We start from the raw sequence: 10,257 nt of genomic DNA on the forward strand, positions 1-10,257 counted from the left end.
CCCGCCGGGGCGGTGGGCGGACTGGACGTCCTCGCGGCGGCGGCCCGGGCGGGCACCGATGAGGCCGCGCTTCGCCACGTCACCATCAAGAGCCCGGCCGCGCTGGGCATCCGGCAGACCCTCGACACGCCCCTCGAGGTCTTCCGCGGGTCCGCGCGGGAGGCGGCGCTGGAGTTCCCCCGCACCTCCAACGCCTCCGTGGCGCTCGCGCTCGCGACGCTCGGCCTGGACCGCGTGGAGGCGATCGTGGTGGCCGACCCCGGGGTGCAGCGCACCCGACACGTGGTGGAGTGGGAGTCCCCGGTGGGCCGCTACGACATGCGTTTCGAGAACGCGGTGGACCCGGACTCCGGTGGCCGCACCTCGGCGATCACGGCGTGGTCGGTGGCCGGGGTCCTCACCTCGATCAGGGCCGGGGCCGGGCCCGGCGTGGTGGTCGTGGCTGCGGCCCGACCGGTGGAGGGTGCGCGGGTGACGCCATAGCGTGGAGGGACCAGCCGCCACGAAAGGTGTCCCATGACCCACGCACGGCCCTCCGACCCCGATCCGAGTCAGAGCCCCGATCTCGACAGCGGCGGTTCACCCGACGGACCGCAGACACCGGACTCCGATTCCACGTCGATGCAGTCGGACAGCGCCACGGAGAAGCAGAGCCCGACGCAACAGCAGAGCCCCACCCCGTCCCCGTCCAAGAAGGGGGCGTACATCCCGATCGTCGTCATCGTCGTCGTCGTCCTCCTCCTGGTCATCGGGCTCGTGGGCTACGCAGTGACGGTCTGACCCGTGTCCGCCGCGTTCGACACCGTGATCATCGGAGGGGGCAACGCCGGGATCTCCCTGGCGGCCCGCCTGCGCCGGGACGGTCGGCAGAACATCGCTCTGGTCGACCCGAGTCCCGTGCACCGGTACCGGCCGATGCTCAACTACGCCGCCACCGGCCTGGCACCGATGAGGCGGTACGAACGCGCGATGACGGACGTCGTCCCCGCCGGCGTCCACCTGCTCCCCCACCTGGCCGGACGGGTCGACACGGACGCCCACACCGTCACCCTCGGTCCGCGCGAGGAGGGTCCCACGATCACCTACGAGGACCTGGTCGTGTGCCCCGGCCTGACCCCGCGGTGGGACGCGATCCCCGGGCTGGACAAGGCCTACGTCGCCGGATGGGCGGCCTCGGCCCACGTGCCCGAGTACGCGGGTCGCGCGTGCGCCGCGCTGGTCCGCCTGCGCGAGGGGACCGTGGTGTTCTCGGTGCCACCCGAACCCGCCTCCTGCGGCGGGACCGTGCTCAAGGCCATGTTCCTGGCGTGCGACCGCTGGCGGCGCGAGAAGGTGCTCGATCGTATCGACGTGCACCTGGTGACCCCGTTCCGCGGACTCCTCGGACTCGAACCGTGCGACTCGCGGGTGCAGCCGTACCTCCGGGAGTACGGCATCACCGTCCACGAGGGATCCGAGGTCGCCGCCGTGGATCACCACGCCCGCACCGTCACACTCGACGGCCCGGTCCCCACCACGATCGAGGACGTCGACCTGGCCTACGTCACCCCTCTGAGCCGCGCGCCGAAGTTCATCGCCGACGCCGGGTTGTCCGACGGCGGTGTCGCCGGGCTGGTCGAGGTGGACCCCCGGACCCTGCGCCACGCGCGCCTCGACTCGGTCTGGGGCCTGGGCGACGCCGCGACCGTCGACACCCGTCCGTCCGGAGGGGCGCTGAGACCGCAGGTGGCGGTGGTCGCCGACAACCTGCGCGCGGCCCGGGACGGCGGACCCGGCACGCGGTACGACGGCTACACGATCATCCCGATCGCCGTGAGCCGCGACCGGCTGATGCTGGTCGAGCACGACCGGGACGGTCGGCCCGCACCGTCGGTGCGGGGGATCGACCTGACCGTGCCCAGACGCTCGACCTACGCGTTCGACCGGTATCTGCAGCCGGTGGTCTACTTCCGGAAGCTGCTCCGCGGGCGGGTCTGAAGGCGGGTCAGTCCCGCGACACGGTCCCGGCCCCGGACCCGGACCCGGCCCCGGACCCCGCCCCGGCACACAGTGCGGCCTCGATCATGTCGTAGAGGTGCGCCACGACGTCCTCGAACCGCGCGTTGACCACGGTGTTCCGGGCGTCCCGGCGGTCCTCGTAGACCGCCAGCGCCCCGGTGAACATCTGGGTGGCCAGGTCGATGCGTTCGAACGCCACCCGCCGCGGCAGGGGGGAGAGCACGTCGATCAGCCGCACCACCACGTCGTCGGTCGCCGTCCGCAGATCCGCCTCCGGGATGCCCGGCGCCATGACCGGCCCGACCCGCTGCAGGAACCGCGCGTAGTGCGTGGCCTCGGGGTGGGCGCGCAGGAGCTCGACGATCGGTTCGAACAGCACCCCGACGAGGGTGTGCAGGTCGTAGCCCAGACCCTGCTCGTCGGCCGCGGCCAGCCGCGTCTTCCGGGCGGAGTCCAGGGAGATGATCCGGCGTCGCAACACCTGCAGGATCAACCCGTCGCGGCTGCCGAAGTGGTACTGGACGGCCGAGTTGTTGCGTTGACCGGCCGCCGTCGCGACGTCGCGCATCGAGACGTCGTCCAGCCCCCGCTCGCTGATCATCTTCTCGGCGACCTCGATCATCGCCGTCTTGGCGTCCTTGGCGTCGCGGGAATCGCCGGCCTCCTCGGGCATCTCGGCCACGTCGGCTGCGCTCCCCTCGGCTGAGGTCTCATCAGATCTTCGCTGCACCGGGACTCCACTTCCGACCTGCCGCCTCGCCCAGCTGATTGAAACTGAGCACCGTCAGGAATAGTACGACCGCCGGGACGCCGACGAGATACGGGTATCGCTGGAAATCGGCCTGACCGGCACTGATCATGTTGCCCCATGTCGGTTCCGGCCGGGGAATGCTCAGCCCCAGGTAGCTCAGCGACGCCTCGGCCACGATCAACACGGCGACGAGCATGAAGCTGTACGAGAAGACCGGTTGGACGATGTTCGGGGTGACCTCCCGCAGCATGATCCGCAGTTCACCCGCCCCGAGCGACCTCGCCGCGGTGACGAACTCCCGGCCGGCGAAGCTCATCGCGTTGGCCCGGACGAGCCGGGCGTAGGCCGGGACAACCATGATCCCGAGGGCGAGGGTGATGTTGGGCAGTGTCGGGTCGAGCACGGTGACGATCGCGATGAGCAGGATGAGCGACGGGAACGCCAGCAGGGTGTCGGTGATGATGGAGACGATGCGATCGGTCCACCCACCCCGGTAGCCGGCCACCAGCCCGAGCGCGCCACCGACGAGGGCCCCGACCAGGACTCCGCCGATACCCACGACGAGGGAGACCCGGGCGCCGTAGAGCAGGCCTCCCAGGATGTCCAGGCCCTGTCCGTCCGTCCCGAGGGGATGGTCGGACAGCAGGTCGGGGGCGAGGGTCGACGGCGTCATCAGCGCGAGGGACGGGTCGCGCGCCTCGGCCAGCGGCAGGAAGTCCACGAACAGTGCGCCCAGGACGATGAGGACGGTCCAGGCCAGGGCGAGCGCGGTGCCGAGTCCGGACAACCGGGGCATCCTCGGACGGCGGCGTGCCGGGGTGGCGGCGGCCACGGTGGGATCGGCGACGACGGCGGGGCCCGCGACGGGCCCGGAGGCAGCGGGGGTGGAGGCAGCCCGGGTGGGATCGGGGCGGGTGGAATCGGGGCGGGTGGAATCGGGGCGGGTCGGGTCGGTGTCAGCCACGGCGGATCCTCGGGTCGATGAGTGCGTACGTGACGTCGACGGTCATGTTGACCAGGACGTAGAACACGGCGATCACGATCACCCCGCCGAGTACGACCGGCAGGTTGTCGTTCTGGACGGCGTCGACGATCATGCTGCCCATGCCGGGGAGGTTGAACAGGCGCTCGACCACCACCGTCCCGCCGATGAGCCGGCCCAGGCTGATCCCGGCCAAGGTGATGATGGAGACCGTGGACGGTCGCAGTGCCTCCGAGACCAGGACGTGCCGGGTGGGCATGCCCTTGGCGCGCGCCGAGAGGACGAAGTCCTGCTGGAGGGTGGAGATCATGTCGGTCCGCAGGACTCGGGTGAAGATCGCGACCTCCATCAGGGCGAGGGTGATGGCCGGCAGGGCGATGCTCCGCAGGTTCTCCCCCAGTCCGTCGGCCAGCGGCACGTAGCCCTGACGCGGGAACTCGGGGAGGAACAGGGCCACCAGCGCCAGCACCGCACCCACGGCGACGCCGCCGATCAGGGCCCGACCCCACATCACCCCGGGTGATCCGCGCCCGCCGCGCCGACCGAGCGGGGACAGCGCCACCGCGAGGCCGATCACCACCGCCGCACCGAGGATCAACTGCTGCGCCAGCGAGTGGTTGAAGACCAACAGGTAGATCAGCAGGAGGCCGGCCACGAAGCTGGGCACCGAGATGAACGCGAACGCGACGATCGAGGCGACCTGGTCAAAGACCCCACCGCGGCGGTAGGCCGACCACACGGCGACCGGCACCGCTATCGCGAGGGACAAGATGATCGACAGGAACGCGAGTTGCATGGTGACCGGCAGGGCGTTGCCGATCATCTCCCCCACGGCCTGGTTGGGCGGGATGAGCGAGTTGCCGAGGTCGCCGGAGGCCAGCCCCCCGACCCAGTCGGCGAACCGGGTCCACACGGGATCGTCCAGTCCCAGTTCCTCCCTCGCCAACTGATATTGCTCCGCGGTGGCCCCCGGGCCGACGGCCGAGGCCGCGGAGTCGCCCGGGACCGCCTCCATGAGGAAGAACGCGCCGGTCGCGGCGAGTACGACGACGACGATCGCGTGCAGAGCGCGTTCGCCAATGAACCTGAGCACGTAGTGACCCTTCGATTGAGACACCGCCTAAGGCGGTTTCTTACTCGTCTTGACGTAGCCACCATATGCCGTGATACTCGTCACAGCAAGACGGATTAAGTAGATGACTTAGACCGGACCATCACCCCGAGGAGGCCGTCATCGCCGCCGCACCACCCCGCAGACCCGTGTCGTCGAACGACCGGGACGACCTGCTGCTCGAGGTCCGGGATCTCCGCACCCACATCGACACCCCCTCCGGGCGCATCACGCCCGTCGACGGGGTCGACATCTCCCTGCGCCGCGGCGAGACGATCGGCATCGTCGGCGAGTCCGGCTCCGGCAAATCGATGCTCGTCCGCTCGATCATGGGCATCGCCCCCACCACCGCCCGGGTGGATCCCGCCTCGACGGTCCGTTTCGACGGCCGCGACGTCCTGGCCCTGTCCCAGCGCGAGGCGCAGAAGTTCTGGGGCCGCGAGATCGCGATGGTCTTCCAGGACCCGCTCACCTCGCTCAACCCCATCCGGACCATCGGCCGGCAGATTATCGACCCGCTGCGGCACCATCTGGGGCTCGGTCGCCGGGAGGCGGCCGACCGCGCGGTCGAACTCCTCGAGCGGGTCCGGATCCCCTCACCCCGGGCCCGCCTCACCGAGTACCCCCACCAGCTCTCCGGCGGCATGCGCCAGCGTGTGGGGATCGCCATCGCCCTGTCCTGTTCGCCCAAGCTGCTCATTGCCGACGAGCCCACCACCGCGCTCGACGTGACGGTGCAGCACGAGATCCTGGACCTCCTCCACGGGCTGCAGGCCGACGGGGACATGGCGATGATCCTGGTCTCCCACGACCTCGCCGTGGTCTCGCAGCACACCGACCGGATCGGGGTCATGTACGCCGGTCGGTTCCTCGAGGTGGGCGACACCCGGGCGCTGCTCGACGAACCCGCGCACCCCTACACCGGCGCACTGCTGGACTCGATCCCGCGGCCGGACCTGCCTCCGCACACCCGGCTCACCGTGATCGAGGGGCGCCCGCCGAACCTGCGGGAGATGCCGCCGGGATGCCGGTTCGCCCCGAGATGCCCCCGGGTGGCGGACGACTGCCTCGTCGTCGACCCCCCTCTCGAGGACCTCGCCACGGCCTCCGCCTCCCACCCCACGGCGACCACCGTCCACCGCGTCGGATGTCTCCACCCCACCGTCCCCGTCCACCACCGCACCAGCAGCGAGGCCTCATGACCGGCTCCAGTCAGCACGTCGCCGACGCGCCCACCCCGCCGGACGCGGGACGGCCCGGGGACGCCAAGCTCGTCGTCGATCACGTGACCGTCGAGTACCACACCCGCAAGGGGACGGTCCACGCCGTCTCGGACGTCTCCCTCGAGGTCCCCCAGGGCAGGACGCTGGCTCTGGTCGGCGAGTCCGGCTGCGGCAAGTCCAGCCTCGGCCGGGCGCTGCTCCAGCTCCCCCGTCCCACCTCCGGGCGGGTGATGGTCGACGAGACCGACCTGTGCTCGCTCTCCGGGGCCTCCCTCACCCGGGCCCGGAAGCTGATCCAGATGGTGTTCCAGGACCCCGTCTCGTCGCTCAATCCCCGCCGCAGGGTCCGGGACATCGTGGCGGAGGGCCTGGAGATCCAGGGCGTCGACGGCGGCCGGGAGGAGATCCGGCGCCGGGTCGACGCGGCCCTCGAGGCGGTGGGCCTGGACCCCGACCACGCCGGTGGCCGGCGCCCGTCCGAGTTCTCGGGCGGCCAGTGCCAACGCATCGCGCTGGCCCGGGCACTGGTGCTCGAGCCCGAGGTGCTGGTGTGCGACGAGCCGGTCTCCGCGCTCGACGTCTCCGTGCAGGCGCAGATCCTCAATCTGCTCGAGGAGATGAAGGAGCGCTACCGGCTGACGATGGTCTTCATCTCCCACGACCTGTCGGTGGTGCACAACATCGCCGACCAGGTGGCCGTGATGTACCTCGGCACGGTGTGCGAGGTCGCCGACACCTCCTCCCTCTACCGCGCGCCCGCCCACCCGTACACGATGCTGCTCATCTCGTCGGCCCCCACACTCGGCGGCACCCTCGCGGACACGCTCGGCGAGTCGCCGATCACCGCCACGAGTTCGGAGCTGCCCTCCCCGCTCGACCCCCCGTCCGGTTGCCGCTTCCGTACCCGGTGCCCCCGGGCCACCGAGATCTGCGCAGCCGAACGCCCACAGCTGACCGTCCTCGCACCCGGCCACCAGGTCGCGTGCCACCACCCTCTCGAGGAGAACCGATGAAGCGCACCACCAGCGCACTGGCCGTACTAGCGGCGGCCACCCTGACCCTGACCGCATGTGGCGGGGGCGGGGACGACTCGACCGCCGCGGCCGGCGGCGAGGGCCTCGCGCCGGACCAGTCCGAGCGCTGCACCGAGGACCGCGCCGGCGGCACGATCACCGTGGGCGAGTTCTCCATGCTCCCCAGCTTCGCGCCCGGCCAGGGCCAGTACGGCGTCCGCGGCGGCGCCCAGTCGGCGGCCGTCTACGACCGACTCATGGTGTGGAACCCGGAGGCCGAGGAGTTCGAGCCCAAGCTGGCCGAGTCGCTGGAGTCCAACGACGACAACACCGTGTGGACCCTCACCCTCCGCGACGGAGTGACCTTCTCCAACGGCGACCCGCTCACCGCGGAGGACGTCGCGTTCACGGTGGGCCTGCACAAGGACCCCGCCACCCGGTCGGTCGCGATGACCGAGGCCATGGAGATCACCGAGGCTCGGGTGGTGGACCCGCTCACCGTCGAGTTCACGCTCGCCGACCCGTGGGCCGGGTTCCCCATCACGCTCGCCGGGACCGTCGGGGAGGTCATCCCCCGGGACGCCTACGAGGCCGCCGACCCGCAGGAGTGGGCCAGCAACCCGATCGGCGCCGGAGCGTTCACCGTCGCCGACTTCACGCCGGACCAGGAGACCGTGCTCGAGCCCAACCCCGACTACTACGGCGGTCCCGTCTGCCCGACCCTGAAGTTCATCCGCATCCCCGGATCCCAGGGCACCTACGACGCGTTCCAGACGGGTGAGGTCCAGGTCGGGTTCCTGCGCGGCGCCAAGTTCGTGAACATGGCCCAGGACGACGAGGTCCGCGGCTTCGAGGAGATCATCAGCTCCGGCTCGGTGATCAACATGAACTCCGGCAAGGCCGGATACGACGGCGTCCTGACCGACGTCCGCGCCCGCCAGGCCGTCGCCGCCGCGCTGGACCGCGACCTGTGGAACCAGCGCCTCTACAACGGTGAGGGCCAGGCCACCTCGGCACTCGTCGCCGACTCCTCCCGGCTCTACGACGGCCAGGAAGGGCCTGCGTACGACGTGGAGGCGGCCCGGGCCCTGGTGGAGGAGGTCAAGGCCGACACCCCGGACTGGGACGGCACCCTGCGCATGCTCATCGGCGACGGTCCCGAGAACATCGAGGCCGGAGTCGTGGCCAAGGCGCTGCTGGACGCGGCCGGGTTCACGGTCGTGATCGACAACGCGCCGGTCTCCCAGGTCACGGCACGCCAGTTCACCGGGGACTTCGAGATCGTGATCGGCGGACTGGCCACCTCGGACGCCGATCCTGCGGCCGCCTTCGCCAGCGGCATGCTCCCGACCGGGGCGACCAACATCACCGGGATCGACGACCCGGAGCTCACCGCCGCCATCAACGACCTCAAGGCCGCCGCCGACCTCGACGCCCAGAAGGAGGCGCTCACCCGCCTGCAGGAGGTCTTCAACGAGGTGCAGCCGTTCACCGTGATGGCCAACGCCGAGCAGTACGTCACGGTCTCCGACACAGTCGGTGGACTCACCCCGACCCTGTCCTCGACGGTCCTCTACGACGGGGCGTTCGTGACCGAGTGACTCTGCTCAGGAGTGACGGTGCTCCATGAGTGACGCTGCTCCAAGAGTGACGCTGCTCAGGAGTGATCCCCACCGGTCCTGACCGACCGGCTGCACTCCGACCCCCACGCACACGGGCCCCGGGCTCCCGCCACACGGCGAGGCCGCCCGGGGCCCTGTGGCGTCCCGGTCGAGTCGAGGAACAGTGGCGCGGCTCCTGCCCAGCTCGTGCCCGGCTCGTGCCTGGCTCCCTCCCAGCTCGTGCCCGGCTCGTGCCCGGCCACAGCCGCACGCGAACCTGGCGTCCCGCGTGTACCGATGCGCAGGCGAGACGCCATGTTCAGAAGCGGCTGCAGTCAGCGTGTACGGGCGCGCGAGCGAGACGCCAGGCGCGGGAGCGGATGAGCGAGGCGCAGAGAGCACGGGCCACGGCCCAGCCGCCGCAGCGGACCGGGCGGCGCAGGAGACAGGCGGGTCAGGAGCCTCGCAGGTCAAGAGCAGGGCGGCGCAGGAGACAGGCAGGTCAAGAGCCAGGCAGGTCAGGAGCCGCACGGGTCAAGAGCCTCGCGGGTCAAGAGCCGCGCGGGTCACCGCCATCCGAGCCCGGACGATCAACGCCCGCGCGTCACCATCCCTCGTACCCCGGCGCCACGGTCGCCCACGGCGCGGCCGCCTCGAGCTGCCCCGACAGCCGCAGCAGCACATCCTCGCGGGCGTAGTCGGCGACCAGCTGCACGCCCACGGGCAGGCCCCGGTCATCCGCGGCCAGCGGGAGGGAGATGGCCGGCTGCCCGGAGAGGTTGAACATGCTCGTGCACACGGAGAACGCCGAGGACCGCGTCCACATCGCCTCCGGGTCGGTCGGGTCGAGGTAGCCCAGCTCAGGGGTGGTGGAGGGCAACGTCGGCAGCATCAGCACGTCCACGCCGTCGGGTCCGAACAGTTCGGCCACGCGCCAGCCGGTCCGCGTGGCGGTCTGCAGGGCCCGGGCGACGTCGGGCGCGGAGTGGGTCATGGCGTTGTCCAGGATCACCCGGGTCCAGGGCTCGATGTCGTCGTCGTCGAGGTCTCTTCCCAACGCGGCGAGGCGCGCATCGATGGTGGCCCGCAGTTGGGCGCCCATGATGGCGCCGACCGCCGACATCCCCTCCAGCACGTCGACGTCCAGCTCCACCTCATGAACGTCGTGGCCGAGCCCGGCGAGCAGAGCGGCGGTGTGGTCGACGGCGGCGGTGCACGCGGCGTCGGTGGGGAACGGTCCCGGCGCGACGCGCAGCATGCCGACGCAAAGACGGCCGGGGTCGGCGCCGACCTCGTCGAGGAACGGGCGCGACGGCGTGGGCGCACCGTAGGAGTCGCCGGGGCGGTGGCCGGCCACCACGTCGAGTAGCGCTGCGCTGTCACGGACAGTGGTGGTCAGCGCGTGGTGATAGGACAACGGCGAGGAGAGCGCGTCGGGGTGCGGCCACGTCGGAACGCGCCCGCGGCTGGGCTTGAGGCCCACCAGTCCGCACATCGCGGCGGGGATGCGGATGGAGCCGCCGCCGTCGGTGCCGTGAGCGACCGGCACCATTCCCGAGGCGACCGCCGCCGCCGATC

10 protein-coding genes are annotated in these 10,257 nt (G+C 71.2%); 6 read left to right on the plus strand and 4 right to left on the minus strand.

Annotation, left to right across the window (positions count from 1 at the left end):
• From G6028_RS12350 to G6028_RS12360, 3 genes are all read left to right on the plus strand, one after another.
• The coding region (locus tag G6028_RS12350) for an aspartate dehydrogenase domain-containing protein (protein ID WP_182659041.1) at nucleotides 1-483 on the plus strand (483 nt) is incomplete at its 5' end.
• Nucleotides 484-516: 33 nt separating this feature from the next.
• The gene (locus G6028_RS12355) at nucleotides 517-780 is read left to right on the plus strand and encodes a hypothetical protein (protein WP_182610755.1); all 264 of its coding nucleotides are present in this window, start codon (nucleotides 517-519) and stop codon (nucleotides 778-780) included.
• 3 nt (nucleotides 781-783) lie between these two features.
• Entirely contained in the window at nucleotides 784-1,977 is a 1,194-nt protein-coding gene (locus G6028_RS12360; RefSeq protein WP_182610754.1) for an FAD-dependent oxidoreductase, read from the plus strand.
• 7 nt (nucleotides 1,978-1,984) lie between these two features.
• On the opposite strand, the gene G6028_RS12365 is transcribed toward G6028_RS12360, so the two are convergent.
• From G6028_RS12365 to G6028_RS18075, 3 genes are read right to left on the minus strand one after another with little or no spacing between them, the layout of a single operon-like run.
• Nucleotides 1,985-2,671, minus strand: coding sequence for a TetR/AcrR family transcriptional regulator (locus G6028_RS12365; RefSeq protein WP_182659045.1), 687 nt, complete (start codon nucleotides 2,669-2,671; stop codon nucleotides 1,985-1,987).
• Nucleotides 2,672-2,711: 40 nt separating this feature from the next.
• Nucleotides 2,712-3,713 (minus strand): ABC transporter permease, encoded by a 1,002-nt coding sequence (locus tag G6028_RS12370; RefSeq protein ID WP_338404215.1) that lies wholly within the window; start codon nucleotides 3,711-3,713, stop codon nucleotides 2,712-2,714.
• Nucleotides 3,706-4,824 carry an ABC transporter permease subunit gene (locus tag G6028_RS18075; RefSeq protein ID WP_182659042.1) on the minus strand — a complete coding sequence of 373 codons (1,119 nt, stop codon included), beginning with the start codon at nucleotides 4,822-4,824 and terminating at the stop codon, nucleotides 3,706-3,708. The genes G6028_RS12370 and G6028_RS18075 overlap by 8 nt, the downstream gene beginning before the upstream one ends.
• A gap of 167 nt (nucleotides 4,825-4,991) precedes the next feature.
• Between G6028_RS18075 and G6028_RS12380 the strand changes: the two genes are divergently transcribed.
• The 3 genes from G6028_RS12380 to G6028_RS12390 are packed head-to-tail and all read left to right on the plus strand — an operon-like array spanning nucleotide 4,992 to nucleotide 8,679.
• A complete protein-coding gene (locus G6028_RS12380) occupies nucleotides 4,992-6,044 on the plus strand; it encodes an ABC transporter ATP-binding protein (protein ID WP_338404216.1) in 1,053 nt (350 codons plus the stop codon).
• Nucleotides 6,041-7,078: an ABC transporter ATP-binding protein gene (locus G6028_RS12385; RefSeq protein WP_182659043.1), complete on the plus strand. Its 1,038-nt coding sequence runs from the start codon at nucleotides 6,041-6,043 to the stop codon at nucleotides 7,076-7,078. The genes G6028_RS12380 and G6028_RS12385 overlap by 4 nt, the downstream gene beginning before the upstream one ends.
• On the plus strand, nucleotides 7,075-8,679 hold the full coding sequence (locus tag G6028_RS12390) for an ABC transporter substrate-binding protein (RefSeq protein WP_182616507.1): 1,605 nt from the start codon (nucleotides 7,075-7,077) through the stop codon (nucleotides 8,677-8,679). The genes G6028_RS12385 and G6028_RS12390 overlap by 4 nt, the downstream gene beginning before the upstream one ends.
• 604 nt (nucleotides 8,680-9,283) lie before the next feature.
• Here the strand turns inward: G6028_RS12390 and G6028_RS12395 are convergent.
• The coding region (locus G6028_RS12395) for an amidase (protein WP_182659044.1) at nucleotides 9,284-10,257 on the minus strand (974 nt) is incomplete at its 5' end.

It is taken from the genome of Dietzia cercidiphylli (assembly GCF_014145145.1).
Lineage (GTDB): Bacteria > Actinomycetota > Actinomycetes > Mycobacteriales > Mycobacteriaceae > Dietzia > Dietzia natronolimnaea.